16 protein-coding genes are annotated in these 18,395 nt (G+C 65.1%); 12 read left to right on the forward strand and 4 right to left on the reverse strand.

Annotation, left to right across the window (positions count from 1 at the left end):
- Positions 1 to 92: 92 nt before the first annotated feature.
- The 3 genes from ABIB26_RS03030 to ABIB26_RS03040 are packed head-to-tail and all read left to right on the forward strand — an operon-like array spanning position 93 to position 3,321.
- Positions 93 to 848: a glycosyltransferase gene (locus ABIB26_RS03030; RefSeq protein WP_354239466.1), complete on the forward strand. Its 756-nt coding sequence runs from the start codon at positions 93 to 95 to the stop codon at positions 846 to 848.
- A gap of 46 nt (positions 849 to 894) precedes the next feature.
- A complete protein-coding gene (gene rfbB / locus ABIB26_RS03035; RefSeq protein ID WP_354239468.1) occupies positions 895 to 1,893 on the forward strand; it encodes a dTDP-glucose 4,6-dehydratase in 999 nt (332 codons plus the stop codon).
- 3 nt (positions 1,894 to 1,896) lie between these two features.
- Entirely contained in the window at positions 1,897 to 3,321 is a 1,425-nt protein-coding gene (locus ABIB26_RS03040; RefSeq protein WP_354239469.1) for a sugar nucleotide-binding protein, read from the forward strand.
- A gap of 102 nt (positions 3,322 to 3,423) precedes the next feature.
- Here the strand turns inward: ABIB26_RS03040 and ABIB26_RS03045 are convergent, their stop codons facing one another.
- The 3 genes from ABIB26_RS03045 to ABIB26_RS03055 form a co-directional block, all read right to left on the reverse strand.
- Complete coding sequence (locus ABIB26_RS03045; protein WP_354239471.1) at positions 3,424 to 5,091, reverse strand: DUF2142 domain-containing protein; 1,668 nt, start codon at positions 5,089 to 5,091, stop codon at positions 3,424 to 3,426.
- Entirely contained in the window at positions 5,091 to 6,095 is a 1,005-nt protein-coding gene (locus ABIB26_RS03050) for a substrate-binding domain-containing protein (protein WP_354239836.1), read from the reverse strand. Before ABIB26_RS03050 ends, ABIB26_RS03045 begins: the two co-directional genes overlap by 1 nt.
- A gap of 245 nt (positions 6,096 to 6,340) precedes the next feature.
- The gene (locus tag ABIB26_RS03055; protein ID WP_502913611.1) at positions 6,341 to 8,302 is read right to left on the reverse strand and encodes a DUF7657 domain-containing protein; all 1,962 of its coding nucleotides are present in this window, start codon (positions 8,300 to 8,302) and stop codon (positions 6,341 to 6,343) included.
- A 371-nt stretch (positions 8,303 to 8,673) separates the two neighbouring features.
- On the opposite strand from ABIB26_RS03055, the gene ABIB26_RS03060 reads away from it, so the two are divergent.
- On the forward strand, positions 8,674 to 9,069 hold the full coding sequence (locus ABIB26_RS03060) for a GtrA family protein (protein ID WP_354239475.1): 396 nt from the start codon (positions 8,674 to 8,676) through the stop codon (positions 9,067 to 9,069).
- 78 nt (positions 9,070 to 9,147) lie between these two features.
- On the opposite strand, the gene ABIB26_RS03065 is transcribed toward ABIB26_RS03060, so the two are convergent.
- Positions 9,148 to 11,832: a GH25 family lysozyme gene (locus ABIB26_RS03065; RefSeq protein WP_354239476.1), complete on the reverse strand. Its 2,685-nt coding sequence runs from the start codon at positions 11,830 to 11,832 to the stop codon at positions 9,148 to 9,150.
- Between the two features lie 298 nt (positions 11,833 to 12,130).
- Between ABIB26_RS03065 and ABIB26_RS03070 the strand changes: the two genes are divergently transcribed.
- The 8 genes from ABIB26_RS03070 (at position 12,131) to prfB (ending at position 18,228) form a co-directional block, all read left to right on the forward strand.
- Positions 12,131 to 13,354, forward strand: a complete 1,224-nt coding sequence (locus ABIB26_RS03070; protein ID WP_354239478.1) for a TadA family conjugal transfer-associated ATPase — start codon at positions 12,131 to 12,133, stop codon at positions 13,352 to 13,354.
- Positions 13,354 to 14,208 (forward strand): type II secretion system F family protein, encoded by an 855-nt coding sequence (locus ABIB26_RS03075; protein WP_354239480.1) that lies wholly within the window; start codon positions 13,354 to 13,356, stop codon positions 14,206 to 14,208. The genes ABIB26_RS03070 and ABIB26_RS03075 overlap by 1 nt, the downstream gene beginning before the upstream one ends.
- Positions 14,205 to 15,146: a type II secretion system F family protein gene (locus tag ABIB26_RS03080; RefSeq protein WP_354239482.1), complete on the forward strand. Its 942-nt coding sequence runs from the start codon at positions 14,205 to 14,207 to the stop codon at positions 15,144 to 15,146. The genes ABIB26_RS03075 and ABIB26_RS03080 overlap by 4 nt, the downstream gene beginning before the upstream one ends.
- Positions 15,147 to 15,231: 85 nt before the next feature.
- On the forward strand, positions 15,232 to 15,480 hold the full coding sequence (locus tag ABIB26_RS03085; RefSeq protein WP_354239484.1) for a hypothetical protein: 249 nt from the start codon (positions 15,232 to 15,234) through the stop codon (positions 15,478 to 15,480).
- A gap of 114 nt (positions 15,481 to 15,594) precedes the next feature.
- On the forward strand, positions 15,595 to 15,942 hold the full coding sequence (locus ABIB26_RS03090; protein WP_354239838.1) for a TadE family protein: 348 nt from the start codon (positions 15,595 to 15,597) through the stop codon (positions 15,940 to 15,942).
- A gap of 46 nt (positions 15,943 to 15,988) precedes the next feature.
- Positions 15,989 to 16,381, forward strand: coding sequence for a hypothetical protein (locus ABIB26_RS03095; protein WP_354239486.1), 393 nt, complete (start codon positions 15,989 to 15,991; stop codon positions 16,379 to 16,381).
- 125 nt (positions 16,382 to 16,506) lie between these two features.
- Positions 16,507 to 16,920, forward strand: a complete 414-nt coding sequence (locus ABIB26_RS03100) for a pilus assembly protein TadG-related protein (RefSeq protein ID WP_354239488.1) — start codon at positions 16,507 to 16,509, stop codon at positions 16,918 to 16,920.
- Between the two features lie 192 nt (positions 16,921 to 17,112).
- The gene (prfB, locus tag ABIB26_RS03105) at positions 17,113 to 18,228 is read left to right on the forward strand and encodes a peptide chain release factor 2 (RefSeq protein WP_354239490.1); all 1,116 of its coding nucleotides are present in this window, start codon (positions 17,113 to 17,115) and stop codon (positions 18,226 to 18,228) included.
- Positions 18,229 to 18,395 lie beyond the last annotated feature (167 nt).

The following is an 18,395-nucleotide window of genomic DNA, read 5'->3' on the forward strand; positions in this document are numbered from 1 at the left end:
ACGGTCCTAGTGCTCGAGGGCTTGACCTATCGATGATACGCGATTCCCCCCGTCCGGCCTTCCGCCGCAAGGGTTCACCTAGAGTGGTCTCCATGAACGATTTGACGACGCCGGACGGGCGGAAGATCCGGGTGAGCGTGTGCATGGCGAGCTACAAGGGAGCGGCGTTCGTCCAGGAGCAGGTAGCCTCCATCCTCGCCGAGCTGGGCGCCGACGACGAGCTCGTCATCGTGGACGACGCGTCCCCCGACCAGACGGCCACCATCATCGCCGCGATCAGGGACCCCCGCATCCGCCTGGTCCGGGCCGCCAGCAACCGGGGCTACGTGCGCACCTTCGAAGAGGCCGTCCGGCTCAGCCGCGGGGACTACATCTTCCTGTCAGACCAGGACGACGTCTGGATTCCCGGACGGATCGACCTGATGCTCGGGGCCCTCGCGGAATCCCAGGTGGTTGCCAGCAACTTTGACATGCTGGGGGGCGGCCCCCGGCCGTGGATACCACGGCTGCGCTCCGCCGACTCCCGCCGGCACCTCGCCAACCTCGCCGGCATCCTGGTCGGATACCGTGCCTACTACGGCTGCGGAATGGCGTTCCGCCGGGACGCGGCCAAATACTTCCTGCCGATTCCCCCGTACGTGCGCGAATCCCACGACCTCTGGCTCGCCGTCTGCGGCAACGTTGCCGGGTCTATTTCCCATCTGGACGCGTCGACCATCTGCCGGCGCCTCCACGAGGAAAACCAGACTCCTGCCGGCTGGCGGTCGCTCCCCAAAATAGTGGCTGCACGGATGATGCTGCTTCGGCTCATGGTCGAAGCACTCCGCAGGCGGCGCAATCGGTTCTGACGCAATCGGTTCTAAGCCAGCCGCGGGCGTTCGGTAAGCTGGCAGGATGCAGAAACTCCTCGTGACCGGCGGCGCCGGTTTCATCGGTTCCAATTTTGTCCACTACGTACTGGAGAACACGGACCATCACGTCACGGTCCTCGACAAGCTCACTTACGCCGGCAATGTGGAGTCCGTGAAGGGCCTTCCCGGGGACCGCTTCCGGCTGGTCCAGGGCGACATCTGCGATGCCGGCATCGTTGACGGGCTCGTCGCCGAAGCGGACGTGGTGGTCCATTACGCCGCGGAATCCCATAACGACAACTCGCTGCACGATCCGCGCCCGTTCCTGGACACGAACATCATCGGCACCTACACCCTCATCGAGGCTGCGCGGAAGTACAACAAGCGCTTCCACCACATCTCCACCGACGAGGTCTACGGCGACCTCGAGCTGGACGATCCGGAACGCTTCACGGAGGACACCCCGTACAACCCGTCGAGCCCTTATTCGTCCACCAAAGCAGGCTCGGACCTGCTGGTGCGCGCCTGGGTGCGGTCCTTCGGCCTGCAGGCGACCATCAGCAACTGCTCGAACAACTACGGGCCCTACCAGCACGTGGAGAAGTTCATCCCGCGCCAGATCACCAACGTGATCGAGGGGATCCGCCCCAAGCTGTACGGCAAGGGCGAGAACGTCCGTGACTGGATCCACGCCAACGACCACTCCTCGGCTGTCCTGGCCATCATCGACAAGGGCCGGATCGGCGAAACCTACCTGATCGGCGCCGACGGCGAGAAGAACAACAAGGACGTCGTCGAACTGATCCTGAAGCACATGGGCCAGGCCCCGGACGCCTACGACCACGTGATTGACCGTCCCGGCCACGACATGCGGTACGCGATTGATTCCTCGAAGCTCCGCAGGGAGCTCGGCTGGGAGCCCCGCTTCTCCAACTTCGACGCTGGCATCGAGGACACCATCGCCTGGTACCGGAACAACGAGCAGTGGTGGCGCCCGCAGAAGGCGGCCACGGAAGCCAAGTACAAGGAACAGGGCCAGTAGATCATGTCGATCGAGTTCTCGAAGAAGCTCACCGCGCACGAAACCCCCATCCCCGGCGTCGTCCTCTACGACCTCCCGGTCCACGGAGACAACCGCGGCTGGTTCAAGGAGAACTGGCAGCGCGAAAAGATGGTGGCCCTCGGCCTGCCGGACTTCCGCCCGGCGCAGAACAACATCTCGTTCAACGAAAAGGCCGGGACCACCCGCGGAATCCACGCCGAACCTTGGGATAAGTTCATTTCGGTCGCCACCGGACGGATTTTCGGCGCGTGGGTGGACCTTCGCGAGGGTCCGTCGTTCGGCGCGGTCTTCACGGCCGAGTTGGACCCGAGCCAGGCCATCTTCATCCCCCGGGGCGTGGGCAACGCGTTCCAGACCCTGGCGGACAACACCGCCTACACCTACCTGGTCAACGACCACTGGTCCGCGGATGCCCAGGGCCAGTACACCTTCCTGAACCTGGCCGACGAGACCGCAGCCATCGCGTGGCCGATCCCGCTGGAGCGGGCCGAACTCTCCGACAAGGACAAGGCGCACCCGCGCCTGGCGGATGTGGCGCCGATGCCGGCGAAGAAGATCCTGGTGGTCGGCGCGGACGGCCAGCTCGGCAAGGCCCTGCGGAAACTGTACGACGGCGACGCTTCCGTCGAGTTTGCCGGCCGGCACGAGTTCGACCTGGCCAGCGAGGATTCCTTCGCGTCCCGGAACTGGAAGAACTACTCGACGATCATCAACGCGGCCGCCTACACGGCGGTGGATGCGGCGGAGTCGCCGGAAGGCCGGGCCGCCGCCTGGGCGATCAATGTCACGGCCGTGGCGCGGCTGGCCCGCACCGCCGTCGAGCATGACCTGACCCTGGTCCATGTCTCGTCGGACTACGTCTTCGACGGCGCCCGCACGACGCATGCGGAGTCCGAACCGGTGGCGCCGCTGGGCGTCTACGGCCAGACGAAAGCCGCGGGGGACGCCGTCGTCAGCGTTGTTCCCCGGCACTACATCGTCCGCACGAGCTGGGTGATCGGCGAGGGGAACAACTTCGTCCGGACCATGGCCTCGCTCGCGGCGCGGGGGATCGAGCCGTCCGTCGTCGATGACCAGATCGGACGGTTGACGTTCACGCAGGACATCGCCGCCGGCATCCGGCACCTGCTGGAGACGGGCTCGGATTACGGCGTCTACAACCTCAGCAACGACGGCGAACCACAGTCCTGGGCCGCAATCGCCGCCGATGTATTTGGCCTGGCCGGCGGGCAGGCGTCACATGTCTCGGGCGTCAGCACGGAGGAGTACTTCAAGGGCAAGCCGGCGGCGCCGCGGCCCCTGAACAGCGTCCTGGCGCTTGACAAGATCCGGGCCACCGGGTTTCAGCCTCCGCAGGTGTCCCAGCGGCTCAAGGAGTACCTCGGCGCCGAGCTTTCGCAGGGCTGAGTCAGCCCTCAGTTGGCAGCAGTCCGGCGCCGCGCCGGAACAAAGGACCCGTTCGAGCCATGGCTGGAACGGGTCCTTTCGCTTGCGCCGGAGGCAGGCTTATCAGCGGTTGATCGATGGCCGGTTCAGGGCGGAACGCAGTTTCCTGACCCGGCGGGAGAGCTTCGGCAACAGCTCGAAGCCTGGATGCAGGTAGGAAAACAGTTTCGAAGCGGCGACCAGCAGCACTGCTGCGAATGCCACGGTGAGGACCTCCCAGGAGAGGGGAGGCTGCCAGCCGGGAACCGTGAACATGGTCTGCCAATTGGCCCACTCCTGCAGGCCGACGACGTAGCGCCGCAGCACGTTCAGGAACGCGTAGATGTGTGCAACCCAGGCTGCCAGCAGCAGGATCCGGGTGATGGTCCGGCTCTGGGGGCGCTGGTGGAAGGGGCGGAACCTCATGGCCAGGCCCGCGGAGATCAGCGCAATCGCGAACAGCGGGAGGCTGTAGCGTCCCTGCCAGATGAAGCCGGTGGTGTTGATCAGCGCTGCCTGGAGCGCTGCCGGCACCACCGCGAGGAATGCCAGTGCCACCCAGAAGGCTCCTTGCAGCCGGTAGGGCCGGACGAGGAACACCATAAGTACCAGCCCGATCAGCAGCAGGCTCCAGAAGGCGAGGACTCCCTGGGGCACCGGCGCGTCGAGCCACCCGGCTACGCCGACGTACTGGTGCACAAAGTCGAACGACCTGTCCATCATGGTCAGGAAGGCGTTGTAAGGGCGCACTTCTCCGCCGAGATTCGAAATGCCTGCCGGGGCTTCCCCTGCGGAAGCGGGCGCCTTCAGCATGATGAAGTTCCAGGCCACGCCCAGGACAATTCCGACGCTCGCCAGGGCCGTGACCGCCAGCACCATCCGGTTCCTGAAGATGGCTGCAACGTCGGCCCGCCGGAAGAAGAGGCATGCAACGATCGCGCCGCAGAGCAGCCACAGCAGCGACACGTTCCGGGTGTTGGCCAGCGTGGCGGCGGCGACGCCGACGGTCACGATGCCGGGGCGCGCCCGGTCCAGGTGCCGGGAGTTCTCCAGCACTGAAACCAGTCCACAGAATGCGGCCATCGAGGCCGCCACTTCCAGGGAGTTGGGATTGATGCCGCTCGCCAGGAACAGCACCATCGGCGTCGTCGAAATGCTGGCCGCGATGAGCGGCCACTTCGGGTGGCGGAGACGTGACAGGGCGGTGAAGCCGGCCGCGTAAAACGCGGCCGACATCAGGCCGCTGACGATCCGCATGGCAAACAGTGCGGGGGCACCTGACATGAAGAGGCTGGGCAGCCCGACCAGCCAGTAATAGAACGGGTTGTACAAGCCTGCCGAGGTGACGCCGATGGTTTGGTAGTTGTCATCCGGCGGTATGGCCGGAGCGCAACCCGCGGGTTTTTGCATCTGGAACGAAAAGCACATCTGGGATTCGACGTTGGCGATGTAGGACGGAACCTGAACGTGGATGCCGTGGCCGTAGGACTCTCCCGGTGCGGGGAAGAACTGGCCCCGGGCCACTGCGGCCGCCTTGATGGCGTGCGAGGGTTCATCCGGATACGCCATGAGCGGCGTCGCCAGGATCCACAGGGTGGTGAGGAGGGACAGAAGAGCGAAGACGGGCAGGAAGAACCTCAGCCCGCTGCGGGTGGCCGGGGACAACCCGCGCCTGCGGGAGCGGCCGCGCAGTGTGTTCTTTGTGCCAGCAGTGACGGACGACGGCGGGCTGCCGGTCTCGGTTGCGTGCATCAACTCGCCTCCCCGATAGTTTCAATCAGTTTGTTGGACTCGCGCAAGGCGGCTTCGCTGGGCGATGCCACGTTGGCGAAGTAGGTCGAGGCGACCTGGCCATCGGGGCTGAGCACGAATTTCCCCCAGGATTTCACGAGCGTGGTCAGCTGCGCGTTCTTGTATGAGCGGCAGAATGCCTGGTAGCTGACGACGCCCAGGGGGTAGCCTTGGGCGCTGGTTTCCGGAAGCGTGAACTCGACGCCTGTGGGGACGGTCCGGGTGGCGCCTTCCTGGGCAGCGACGGCCGCTGAGTCCTTGGAGATGCGGATGAAACCGTCACCGAAGCTAAGCAGTGCAGTGTCGAAGCGGCCGCCGATCGAGCCGAGATCCATAAACGCTATGGCCCCGTCTGTCTCGTCGACCTTGGATCCGACATCGGAGAGTTTCTTGACCTCGATCCCGTCTTCGGATTTCGGCCAGACGGCGGAAACGCCGGCCGTCCACTCCGGGGCGCCGCTGAGATATTTGGTGGACGCTGTCGTTTCGGCACTTGGTGCCGTCGCCGTGACCGGAACGATCTTCGCGGATGGAAGCGTGGTGTCGGGATTCAGCCCGGCGATCTCACTCGCGTCCCAGCGGGTGATTGCGCCGGAGAAGATGCCGGCAAGCACCGCCGGCGTCAGTTTCAGGCTCCGGATACTGGGCATGTTGAATGCAACGCCGATGGACGTGATGGAAACCGGGACGGAAAAAGCCCCCGACGGCCCGCAGGCCGCCTTCGTCCGATCCTGCTGCTCCACCGTGAGGGGCGCATCCAATGCCGCAAAGTAGGCCTGCCCCGTTGACAGGGCGGACAGCCCGACGTCGTGGCCATCGGGGGAGTAGTTCAGGGACGTGGCGTTGTTTTTCTTGGTCCAGGCGCTGCTCCATGCCCCGATCGGGTCTTTTTGCACGGGGGTCCCGATCGCGGTGAGAGAACCTCTGACGCCGTTTGCGGACGTCCCGCCGGAGCAACCGGCCACTCCTATGCCAGCGAGCAGAATGCAGGCCAAAGCCCCGCCTATGGACCGATTGCGCAACGAAAATCCTTTCCCAATCTGGAGTGTGCCGAGTCCTACCTCCCTACAACCCTAGCCTCTTTGCACTTGCGGCTTGCCATTTCGGCGGGTTGCAGCGGCCTCCGGTGCTCGGCACGGAACAGCAATCAGGCGCCGCACGGCGGTGCCGCTGCCCTGCCTTCGATGCTGCCGGAACGTCCGCCTGGCACTTAGGAGAACTTGTACGTGAATATGTCCTGATCGGACCACTTAAGGACCCGGTCCGCTCGGAGGCATGGATCATTCAGCGGGTGGGTGGAAGCGATTCCCTGCAGGTTCGGGATGCGCAGCTTGAGGTCGCAGGGGTCGGCCCCGACCATTGCGGAGTCCGAGCCATTGTTGCCGAACAAGATGGGTTGGCCAGACAGCCACTGGAAGTAGACGAATCCGCCACCGCGGTTCCATTCGTTTACATGGGCCTGATCCGGATCCAGCTTGGCCCATTGCGTCTTGTCGGGCCCGGATCGCTGCAGCCCGCTCAGCGACGGGACACCGTTGGCCAGCATGACGGTGTCAAATGCCGGTGAGTCGGACGCCCACACCCCATCCGTTTCCCGTGCAGTCTTTCCTTGATCGCGCAGGTAGCCTGCCGTTGCGGATACGCGCAGATCACCCATGCCGAAGAGCAACGGGTTTGCATTGATGACAGGCACCGCGGCCAGAGCGGAGACAAGCAGCATCGGCCAGATCCTGTGCGGAAACCGCGTCACGCAAAAGACCGCGACGGCGACGGCGATAGCCACAAGAGCGATGAACTCCTGCGTGATCACGGGAAGCTGGGACTGCTGAAGCAGGGAAGCGGCGTAGGCAGTAATCAGGCCGCAGGCGACAGCCGAGACAACCGGGAGCCGCCAGCCAGGCCTGGCCGGCAGACGGGAAAGCAGCAGGCAGACCAGGACGGCTCCGGTTATCCCGCAGACCTGGGCCGCCCGGCCGGGCTGGATGTAGTTCAGCAGGGGGATAGCTGCGCTCTGGTCTCCAAGGTTTATGGTGCACCAGGCGAGCCATGTCAGCCCGAATCCCAGCAGGACCAAGACGACGACGTTGTCCCGCGGCCGCCCAAACTTTCTGAGACCGACGAGCAGGAAAGCTGCCCAGACAAACGTGATGGTGAACGCCGTCGACAGCTCACTTTCGTTGCTGCCCACCGGGGTCATCTCCTGCAGCGCGCCCAGGGCCGGAGCGCCGAAGAGCATGCCGAAGCTCTGCGCCGCGCCCGCGGACCTGCGTGAGCCCGGGTACACGGATTCCAGCAGCGCCGCTATTCCAGCACGGTTTTCCCAGAGGACACCCCCGGCAAACACCATGGCAACCAGGCCCGCGCTGCCCAAAGCCAGGATTTTCGGCTTCCAGTTTGCCCGGCCGGCGAAAATCCAGGCGACGGTCGCAACAAGGATGGGCAGGCCAAGAACAAGGGACCACGGGATGTAAAAACTGGGCATTCCGGCGATCAGAATTCCTGCCGCAATGCTTTGCAGTGCGGGGATGAGGCGCTCTTGACGCGTGAACCGCTGGAACGCGGACAACAGAAGACTCGAACCTGCCACTGTGTAAGCGATGAGCTGGATCGGCATCATCGTCCACCACGATGCGGCCGGGGACAGCACTATCAGCATCGCTGCCAGCCACCCCCAGCGGCCGCCGGCACCTACCTGGACAAACCACTTGGGGAGGAAGAGGAAAAGCAGCAGTGCCGGCAGCCACCAGTGGGCAGCGAATACCATGGCGTCCGGCAAGAACGATGCACTGTGCAGGAGGGTGGAATCGAAGAACACAATGGATTCAAAAAAACCACCGGACGAGTAGCGGTGAACCAGATCCGCCGGGGCAGCAAGCACGCTCGTCGTCGGTGCGCCGCCGGTCGCCATGATCGAAAGGACAATCGGGGAGAATGCATTGTATTCGTCCGCCCGAATCCGGGACGACTCTCCGAGTTGAAGACCCAGGGGATGGCTCGAGTCCTCCCTGAGGACGGAAATCCCAATGGATGAAGTGGTGGCTCCGCAGGCCACAACAACCAAATAGGCAAGGACAACCGCAACCTTTAACGCATTGTCATTGAGGCATATCCACGTAAGAAGTTTCTCTTTAGATCGTGAAACACGTGAAGAAAATGTCGCTGTCGTTGGCAAACTATTAGTCCTAAAAAGGCTCGTCGTGGAATCGCTTTCGAATCTAACATGCAGGCAGATGGAGGACGTTTGGTGGGTGCCATCAGCCTGACGCGGCGACCTCAGTATGCTACCGTATAGCGGAGGGTTCCATGCGGACCCACCGAAAGCAGGGCACCTCGCTGACAGCGGACCCTCGGGTGATGCGGCCCCTCGGGCGATGCAGGCGGCGCCTATGTTGGATCGGTGCGCGGCCTCCCTTGAGCTGAAAATAGCCTGATCCGGTTTGATTGTTTCGGCGGCGTTATTACTAGCGTGGATAACGCAGGATCCACTGAAAGCTAAGAGGTTAAGTGCTCAGAAGGCATTCAAAAGTCGTGCTAAACAATGAGGTGGCCAGGTTCCTGATCGTCGGCGGTTTATCCTTCGCCATAGATTTCGGCCTTCTCACGCTGCTTCACGAGGTCTTCGGTGTTGAGCTGTGGTTGGCCACTCCGATCGCGTTCCTGACGAGTCTCGTCTTCAACTTCGTCCTTCAACGAGTCTTTACTTTCCGCGCGCAAAATGGCCGAAGCGTCAGTTTGCTCAAGTATTGCTTGCTGGTTGCCTTTAACACCGCGGCCGTTGACTTCATCGTCAATTTTGCTGAGTGGATGGGGCTCGGCTATCAGATCGGGAAGATTGCTTCCACTGCCCTGATCACGGCGTGGAACTTTCTCCTCTATAAGCACTGGATTTTCCGGTCCGGCAGCCGTGCGCCGAGTGACTCCGAAGAAATTTCCGCCTGACAGGCCCTTCCCCCCGCCTGGCCGGCCGACTCCCGCAATGCAAGAACCCGCGTGCCGCCTCCGCAGGACTTTGAGGGGTCACAGGCCCCCCGCGGCTTTGCTGCCCTTGTATCCGTCGGTGCGCATGCCGTCGCCGGCGTAGAACCACAGGCTGCCGTCGGGGCGGCGTCCAAGGAGGTCAGCCTTTCCGTCGCCGTTGTTGTCCCCGGCCCCGAGGATCTGGTCGTAGATGGACCAGCCGGTACCGATTTGGCGGCCGGACCGGTAGCCTCCGTTGCCGTTACCCGGGTAGAACCAGAGGCTGCCGTTGGGGTGTCGTGCCAGGACGTCGGGGATGCCGTCGGAATCGAAATCGCCGGAACCGACGATCAGGTTGTAGATGCCCCAGCCCGTACCGATTTTCGAGCCGGTTCGGTAGCCGCCGCTGCCATCGCCGGCGTAGGTCCAGAGTCCGCCGACCGAGTCTCGTGCCACCAGGTCCGGGATTCCGTCGCCGTTGGCATCGCGGGCCCCGACCAGTTGGTCAAAGACGTTCCAGCCGGTGCCGATCTGGCGGGCGGATTGGTAGTTTCCCTTTCCGTCGCCGGCGTAGAACCAGAGGCTGCCGTCGGGCCGGCGGGCCACCATGTCGGGGTTGCCGTCGCGGTTGGAGTCGCCGACGCCCACGAGCCTGTCGTAGATGTTCCATCCGCTGCCGATGACGCGGCCGGTCCGGTATCCGCCGCCGCCTGTCCCGGCATAGAACCACAGAGAACCGTCCGAATGCCGCGTGACCAGGTCCGGTTTGCCGTCACCGTCGGAATCCCCGACCCCCGTGACGCGGGTGAAGATGTTCCAGCCGGTGCCGATCTTTTGAGCGAGGTTGTATCCGTCGGTGCGCATGCCGTCGCCTGCGTAGAACCACAGGCTGCCGTCGGGGCGGCGTCCAAGGAGGTCAGCCTTTCCGTCGCCGTTGTTGTCCCCGGCCCCGAGGATCTGGTCGTAGATGGACCAGCCCGTACCGATTTGGCGGCCGGACCGGTAGCCCCCGTTGCCGTTACCCGGGTAGAACCAGAGGCTGCCGTTGGAGTGTCGTGCCAGGACGTCGGGGATGCCGTCGGAATCGAAATCGCCGGAACCGACGATCAGGTTGTAGATGCCCCAGCCCGTACCGATTTTCGAGCCGGTTCGGTAGCCGCCGCTGCCATCGCCGGCGTAGGTCCAGAGTCCGCCGACCGAGTCTCGTGCCACCAGGTCCGGGATTCCGTCGCCGTTGGCATCGCGGGCCCCGACCAGTTGGTCAAAGACGTTCCAGCCGGTGCCGATCTGGCGGCCGGATTGGTAGTTTCCCTTTCCGTCGCCGGCGTAGAACCAGAGGCTGCCGTCGGGCCGGCGGGCCACCATGTCGGGGTTGCCGTCGCGGTTGGAGTCGCCGACGCCCGCGAGCCTGTCGTAGATGTTCCATCCGCTGCCGATGACGCGGCCGGTCCGGTATCCGCCGCCGCCTGTCCCGGCATAGAACCACAGAGAACCGTCCGAATGCCGCGTGACCAGGTCCGGTTTGCCGTCACCGTCGGAATCCCCGGCCCACGAGGCCTTGTACGTGGACGAAAGCTGCAGTGGCGGCGCAGGGGGGGCCGCACTTGCCTTGGCGGCAAACGTGGAAAGTTGGGAGAACGTGCCGTTCCAGACGTTCGAGTCACCCGCGAACGGCCCCGTGCTGCTGTACTGCCAGATGCTGTAGTTGCTCCAGCTTCCGGACGGAACCGGTCCTGCGTTGTTCGTGAATGAGCTCGGGTAGGAGGCGACCCACAAGGGGTAGTCCCCGAAGCCGGACGGGTTGCCCAGGCACTGGTTCCACCATGAGGTGTTGGTGTAAATAACGGGAAGCCGGCCGGTCATCGATCGCACGGTGTTGCCGAAGTCGTGAACCCACGACGCCAGCTGCCCGGGTGACATGCCGTAGCAGGTGTTCCCGAAGTAGAAGCCGCTGATCGTCCTGCCGGCGTAAGGGTTGAACTCAAAGTCGAGGACCGGCGGCATGGTGGCGCCGTCGGCGCTCCAGCCGCCGCCGTTCCGGACGAAGTACCGTGCCTGGTCCGCCCCGGACGACCAGTTCGGGATCGCAAAGTGGTAGGCGCCGCGGATCATTCCCACGCTCCGGGAGCCCTCGTACTGGGAGCCGAAGGTCTCGCTGGCGTAGTAGTTGCCCTCGCTGGCCTTGACGTAGGCGAACCGTGCGCCCAAATTCCACTGCTGCTGCCAGTTGACGCTCGGCTGGTGGCCGCTGACGTCCATACCCTTGATGCCGAACGACGGCGACCACGTGCTCTGTGTCGTGAGCGTTCCGATCGCCGCGGACTGGCTGGACCTCTTGAGGGCCTGGGAGGACGAGGTGACCCGGGCCGATCGCTGGCCCATCTCTGCGCCGCCGGGACCGATTGCCGCGGCCATGGCCGCGGGGTCCTTGGGCGCGCCGGGAGCCGGAGCAGGGCTGGCGGTGGAGGGTCCGGGCGAGGCTGGCGCCGCCGCCTGGGTTGTGCCCCGGGAAGCGGATGGAGCCGGAGCAGCTGTCTTTGCGGCCGTGGGGCCGGCGGTCGCCGTCGGAGCAGGCGGGGAAGTAGCAGACGTGGTGGCGGCGGGAGCCGGCGTCCCGGTGGGCGACGGCTCGACGGCGCCCGCCGGCTGGGCCAGACCTGGACCGGCCAGGAGCGCGACGGCGAGGATGGTGGCCCCGATTCGGCGGCCGCACTGACTGGCTGGGGCAAGTAGGGTCCGCTTCATATTCCGCTCCGGAGCAATGACACGCTGTCCGAGCCGCGTCACGTAGGTCTAGTGCCCGGTTGAACTGCGAAAAGGCTGTCCGGGGCCAGAGATGGTTTGTTATCGCGCTCACCCTAACATCGGTGGATTTGTGAAACCAGTGGTTCTGGTGTTGCTCACGGGAAAGTTGTCATGTCGAAATCTTGGCAGTTATCCACATACCGCCTCGCGCGCTATTGTCGCGCCGATCACCCTCCCATAGCTTTAACCCGATTGCCCTGCCTCGGCGGCAGGGCGGCAGTCATAAATCGGGGGCCAAGTGGAGGCTGTGCGCATTGTTGAGGATGAAGTCCGCGAGCTGATCCGACGCCGCGGGCTGGACCCGCTGCGGCAGGCCGGAGAAGTCCGGCGCCTCGTCGAGGCAGCCGTCAGCGACTATGACGAGCGGGCCCTCCTGGCGCCGTTGCCTCCGATTGGACCCTTGGAGCCGGCCAGACGATTCGTCTTCGACGCCGTGGCCGGCTTCGGCGCCTTGCAGCCGCTGCTGGACGACCCCGGGATCGAGGAGATCTGGATCAACGCGCCGCATGAGGTCTATGTGGCCCGCAACGGCGAATCGGAGCTCACCTCCATCTCACTTTCCGACCAGCAGGTCCGGGACCTGGTCGAGCGGATGCTGAAGAGCTCGGGGCGGCGCCTCGATATGTCCTCTCCGTTCGTTGATGCCGCCCTTCCCGATGGATCGCGGCTCCATGTCGTGATTCCGGACATCACCCGGCGGCATTGGGCCATCAACATCCGCAAGTTCGTCGTTAAGGCCAGCAGGCTCGAACACCTTGTGGAGCTGGGAACACTCACCCCGCAGGCTGCGCGGTTCCTGGGCGCAGCTGTGGCCAGCGGCCTCAACATCCTGGTGTCCGGCGCCACCCAGGCAGGCAAGACCACAATGCTCAACTGCCTCGCAGCCGGCATCGGCACCCGGGAGCGTGTCATTACCGTGGAGGAAATCTTTGAACTGCAGTTTCCGCTGCGTGACGTGGTGGGCCTCCAGTGCCGGCAGGCGAATCTGGAAGGAGAGGGCGAGATCCCTCTTCGCCGGCTCGTCAAGGAGGCACTGCGAATGCGGCCGGACCGGCTGGTCGTCGGCGAAGTCAGGGAGGCCGAAAGCCTCGACATGCTGATCGCCTTGAATTCCGGGTTGCCGGGAATGTGCTCGATTCACTCGAATTCGGCCCATGACGCCGTGACGAAGCTGTGTACCCTCCCGTTGCTGGCCGGGGAGAATATCTCCAGTGCCTTCGTCGTTCCTACTGTCGCCTCCTGCATCGACTTGGTGGTCCACTGCAGCCGGTACGCCAACGGGCGCCGGCAGGTCACGGAAATCCTTTCGCTCGGACGCAGAGTCGAAAACGGCATCATCGAATCTTCCATGGTCTTTGCCATGATCGACGGACAGCTTCAGCCCAAAGCCAATTCAATGCCCGCTGCGGAGAAATTCGCGCGCTCCGGGTATGACGTCGCTGCGCTGCTGGAGCCACGCTAATGGCCCCGCTGCTCGGGGTGCTCGCAGGGGCCGGACTTCTGCTGATCTGGTGGTCCGCCTGGGAGCAGCCGCAAGCTGCCCAGCGCGCGCCGCGAAGCCGCAGGCTAGAGGACCTGCTGCGGACTGCGGGCATAGAGAAGGTCAGCGGACCGGGCTTGTTGGCCAGCTGCCTCGGCGTCGGGGCTTTTACGACCCTCGTCTTCTTCGCACTGACCAGGTCCTGGCCGATCTCGGGCTGCTTCGGATTGTTCGGCGCCTGGTTGCCGATGGCCGTCGTGAGGTGGCGGGCCCGGAAACGCGCCGGCGTCCTCCGCCAGCTCTGGCCCGACGTCGTCGACCACCTGCGATCCGCCATTCGGGCCGGCCTCTCGCTGCCCGAGGCTCTCATCCAGCTCGGAGACAACGGTCCGCTGGAGCTCCGTCAGGTGTTCCGCGACTTCGGTTCCGACTACCGTTCGGGAGGCCGGTTCGATCCGTCCCTGACCAGGTTGAAGGATCGTCTGGCCGACCCTGTGGCCGACAGAATTGTCGAGGCGCTCCGGCTGACCCGGGAAGTGGGCGGGTCGGATTTGGGCCGCCTCCTGGGCACCCTTGCCGAGTTCCTGAGGGAGAGCGCCCGGACCCGCAGCGAACTGGAGGCCCGGCAATCCTGGACCGTCAATGCGGCACGCCTCGCGGTCGCCGCACCGTGGATCGTCCTCGTCCTGTTGGCAAGCAGACCCGAAGCTGTAGCGGCCTACAACACGCCGCTCGGAGCGGGCGTCCTGCTGGGCGGTCTCGCGACCTCCCTGGTCTCTTACGCCATCATGTTGCGCATCGGAGCCCTCCCGGAAGATGAAAGGGTCCTGCGTTGAGCGGGCTCATGGCCAGCGCCACCGTGTGCGGTCTGGTCCTCGGCGGCGGACTCTGGCTCCTGCTCGTGCGGCTGCCGTTCATGAGACCCATCAGCTTTGCCGAGCGAATCGGGCCGCAGCTGAAGTCCCACAACCTTGAATCGCGACTGCTGCGCACAGCGGCCCGGGACGTGACCCCGTTTGGTCCGCTGGAACGGATTCTCCGGCCGGTGCTGCGGGACGCAATCGCCACTCTGGGCAAAATCAACCCCGGTACCTCGGCCTTGACGCGCCGGTTGGCCCGGTCGGGGAGCTCCAAGTCGCCGATCGATTTCCGGGCCGAGCAACTCCTGTGGGGAGCCGGGGGCCTGGTACTGGCCGTCGGCGCGGTGATGGTCTTCGGCGCCGCCGGACGGTTCAGTCCCACGATTGCCGCGGTGGTCGTACTGGCCGGCGCCGGCGGCGGTTACCTGCTTCGGGACTACGTGCTGTCGGCGCACATCAAGAGGAGGGAGTCCCGCATGATGGCGGAATTCCCCAGCATCGCGGAACTCATGGCGCTCGCTGTCAGTGCGGGCGAGAGTGCCACGGGCGCGCTGGACCGGGTCTGCCGAAGCGCCCGCGGCGAATTGTCGAAGGAATTCACCCGCGTTCTCGCCGAGACCAGGGCTGGGACGCCCCTGGTCGACGCGCTGCAGGGGTTCTCGTCAAGGACGGACCTGGGCCCGCTGATCCGGTTCGTGGACGGAATGATCGTGGCCGTCGAACGCGGGACGCCGCTGGCCGACGTGCTGAGGGCCCAGGCGCAGGATGTCAGGGACACGGCGAAACGCGAACTGATGGAATCAGCCGGAAAGAAGGAAATCGGGATGATGGTGCCGCTCGTTTTCGGGGTGTTGCCGCTCACTGTCGTATTTGCGGTGTTCCCGGGTCTGGCTGCCATCAGTCTCGGACTCTAGGCCAACAGGTAATGAACGAGGCCACAGGAAAAGAACAGGACCATAGCGTAGACAAAGCTCCAACCACCAGTACAAAGGGGACACAGTGAAACTTATTGGTATCCGCATGGCAATGTCGATCTTCGCCTTGAGCACGCTGCTTCGGCGGCCATCGGCACGGGCAGCGCGGGAACGGCGGCCGGCCCAGGGCCGGGACCACCCTGAACGCGGGGACGTGCCGGGGTGGGTGATGATCACCCTGATGTCGGCTGTTCTCGTCGCCGCACTGCTGGCGATCGCGGGGCCGGCGCTCGAGGGACTGTTCAACCAGGCGATGGACAAGGTCGGGCAGTAACCGGTGGGTGCACCCGGCGAATGCTGGGGCCGAGGTCTGGACCGGGAAGCGGGCCGGGAAGCGGACCGGGGCGCGGACCGGGAAACGGGCCGGGAAGCGGACCGGGGCGCGGCCGTGGTGGACTTCGTCCTGGTCGGCGGCCTGTTGACGCTGTTCTTTCTGGCCATCATCCAGCTCACCCTGGTCCTCCACGTCCGGAACACCTTGATCGACGCGGCCGCCTCCGGTGCGAGATACGGCACGCTCGCGGACCGCAATTCCGGAGATGCCCGGGACCGGACGGCCCAGCTGATCGGCGTGGCCCTCAACCCTGACTTTGCCAGAGACGTGACCACGAGTGAAACCACCTATCAGGGCATCCGTACTCTGGAGGTGATCGTCCGTGCCCCGCTGCCGGTGATCGGACTGATTGGGCCGCGGGAATTCCTGGAGGTGCGGGGGCATGCGGCCATCCAGTCCTGACTGCCAGGAGTCCAGCGGAGCCAATGGCTCCGAACAGGGGAGCGCGGTGGTGGAATTCACCTTCCTGTCCCTGCTGCTGATGGTCCCGCTCGTCTACTTCGTCATCACCGTAGGGCAGATCCAGGGAGGCTCCTTCGCCGTCGTCGGGGCCGCGGACCAGGCCGCCAAGGTCTTCGTTTCCCAGCCGGATGCGGTGAGCGGGAGGGCCGCCGCGGAGCAGGCCGTCCTGCTGGCGCTCGCCGACCACGGGCAGGAGGCCGGAAATGCGAGCCTGGACACGAGCTGCCAGCCGGCTGACTGTATGGCTGCCGGCTCCACCGTGACCGTCACCGTCCATCTCACCGTTCCGCTGCCGTTTGTTCCGTTCAGTGATGCCCTCCACCTCAATGCGAGCCGGCTCAGCGCCTCGGCGACCCAGCTGGTCGGACGCTTCCGGTGACCCGCACGATCGCCCGGCCGGCCCCCGGCGGCAGTCAGCACAGCGGGCGCCGCAGCAGGCGGCGCAGCGCTCGGCACAGAAGGCTGCACACAAACCACAGGGCAAACCACGGGGAAGGCGGCCAGATGGCGGTGCTGATCATCGGCTACGTCGTGCTCGCCCTGCTCGTCGCGACCGTCGTCGTGGCCGTGTCCAGCGTCTACATTGAGCACAAGAAGCTGCTCTCGCTGGCCGACGGCGCCTCGGTGGCGGCGGCCGACAGCTTCACTCTGGGGCAGATCGAGAATTTCACCGGAACGCCCACCGCCGTGCTGGACGGCGGAAGGGTCAGGGGCGCCGCCGTCGACTACCTGGAGCGCAACGGTGCTTTCTCCCGGTTCAGCGGCCTCGCCCTGGCTCCCGAAACCGGCAGCCCGGACGGTTCCACCGCCGTCGTGACCCTGAGCGTCGCTGTGCATCCTCCGGTGGTCAATTTCCTGGTCCCGGACGGCATCAGAGTCGAGGCGAGTTCGACGGCGCGCTCGCGGCTCACCCGCTAGCAGCCTGCCGCGCCGCCCGATCTCAGAGACGCCCGGGCGGTCCGGGGGCACTTTGAGGGCCGCGGCACGGGTTTCGCCGCCAAATACCGCCGGGTCCGCGTCAATGTGCCCCCGCCCGGCCACGGGCCAGGCCCAGCACCGAGGTCAGCCCGGGCGGACCGGCCAGCACGGATAGCGTAGGGTTAAAAAACCATGGCTAACATTGATTTTCCCGCAGAAATCCGCGCGCTGCGCGCCACCTACGCCTCCATCGAAAACGTTTCGAATGTCGAGGCGCTGAAGGAAGACATCGCCGAACTGAGCGAACGGGCCGGTGAACCCAATCTATGGGACGATCCCGCAGCCGCCCAGGTGATCACCTCCCGGCTCTCGCACCGTCAGTCCGAACTGGCACGCCTGGATTCGCTCACCTCGCGGATCGACGACCTCGAAGTCCTCGTGGAGCTTGGCCAGGACGAGGATGACGCCGCCTCCATGGGGGAAGCCGCCACGGAGCTGGAATCGATCCGGAAGGCGCTGAAGGAACTCGAGGTCGTGACGCTGCTGTCCGGCGAATTCGATGAACGCGAAGCCGTGGTCAGCATCCGCGCCGGCGCCGGCGGCGTGGACGCCGCCGACTTCGCCGAAATGCTCATGCGGATGTACCTGCGCTGGGCCGAACGCCACGGCTACCCGACCACCATCATGGACACCTCCTACGCCGAAGAGGCCGGGCTGAAATCCGCCACCTTCGAAGTCAAGGCACCCTACGCCTACGGCACGCTGAGCGTCGAGGCCGGCACCCACCGCCTGGTCCGGATCAGCCCCTTCGACAACCAGGGCCGCCGCCAGACCTCCTTCGCCGCCGTCGAAGTGATCCCGCTGATTGAACAGACGGACTCCATCGACATCCCGGACAACGAAATCCGCGTCGACGTGTTCCGTTCCTCCGGCCCGGGCGGCCAGTCGGTCAACACCACCGACTCGGCCGTGCGCCTGACGCATATCCCCACCGGCACCGTGGTGTCCATGCAAAACGAGAAATCCCAGCTGCAGAACCGTGCCGCTGCCCTCCGGGTGCTGCAGTCCCGCCTGCTGCTGCTCAAGAAGGAGCAGGAGGACGCCGAAAAGAAGGCCTTCGCCGGCGATGTGAAGGCCTCCTGGGGTGACCAGATGCGCTCCTACGTACTCAACCCGTACCAGATGGTCAAGGACCTCCGCACCGAACACGAGGTGGGCAACACCTCCGCGGTGTTCGACGGCGAGATCGACGACTTCATCGACGCGGGCATCCGCTGGCGGACCGACAACCGGAACGCCGAGAAGTAGGCCAGCGCCTGCGCCAAGCCTGGCGGACCGAGCCTGCCCGCACGATGCACTGACGGCTCCAATCGCGCGACACACCCCGCCGCTCCAGATCAACGGCAGTTACCCGTGCGTATAGTCGAGAAGCCGGAGCTTTACCTTCCCCCACCGAAAGCCCGCGCACCGGCAGC

The organism is Arthrobacter sp. UYEF20 (assembly GCF_040546335.1).
GTDB lineage: Bacteria > Actinomycetota > Actinomycetes > Actinomycetales > Micrococcaceae > Arthrobacter.

Coding starts and splice junctions, on each gene's coding strand:
- ABIB26_RS03030 (WP_354239466.1), top strand. CDS start 93: ATGAACGATTTGACGACGCCGGACGGGCGGAAGATCCGGGTGAGCGTG.
- rfbB (WP_354239468.1), top strand. CDS start 895: ATGCAGAAACTCCTCGTGACCGGCGGCGCCGGTTTCATCGGTTCCAAT.
- ABIB26_RS03040 (WP_354239469.1), top strand. CDS start 1,897: ATGTCGATCGAGTTCTCGAAGAAGCTCACCGCGCACGAAACCCCCATC.
- ABIB26_RS03045 (WP_354239471.1), bottom strand. CDS start 5,091: ATGCACGCAACCGAGACCGGCAGCCCGCCGTCGTCCGTCACTGCTGGC.
- ABIB26_RS03065 (WP_354239476.1), bottom strand. CDS start 11,832: ATGAAGCGGACCCTACTTGCCCCAGCCAGTCAGTGCGGCCGCCGAATC.
- ABIB26_RS03075 (WP_354239480.1), top strand. CDS start 13,354: ATGGCCCCGCTGCTCGGGGTGCTCGCAGGGGCCGGACTTCTGCTGATC.
- ABIB26_RS03100 (WP_354239488.1), top strand. CDS start 16,507: ATGGCGGTGCTGATCATCGGCTACGTCGTGCTCGCCCTGCTCGTCGCG.
- prfB (WP_354239490.1), top strand. CDS start 17,113: ATGGCTAACATTGATTTTCCCGCAGAAATCCGCGCGCTGCGCGCCACC.